Annotated in this window: 1 rRNA gene; it reads left to right on the forward strand. The window is 43.3% G+C overall.

Features of this window, described 5'->3' with window-relative positions:
- Window positions 1–110: 110 nt before the first annotated feature.
- Window positions 111–245 (forward strand): 23S ribosomal RNA (locus ACLS0A_RS11100); the annotation flags it as partial.

Here is a 245-nt window from a genome sequence, read left to right on the forward strand (position 1 = left end):
CCATTTTCTTATTAAATTGAAAAAGTCTGAGTAAAAGACTTACTTGAACAAAAGCAAGTAAGCGTTCTCAATGAGAGAACAACTTCGGGGAAAAATCCTTGAGGTTGTATAGTTAAGTGAGAAAGCGTACAGGGCGGATGCCTTGGCAATCAGAGGCGATGAAGGACGTGCTAATCTGCGAAAAGCGTGGGTGAGTTGATAAGAAGCGTTTAACCCACGATGTCCGAATGGGGAAACCCGATAGG

It is taken from the genome of Avibacterium volantium (assembly GCF_049366555.1).
GTDB classification, from domain to species: Bacteria; Pseudomonadota; Gammaproteobacteria; order Enterobacterales; family Pasteurellaceae; genus Avibacterium; species Avibacterium volantium_A.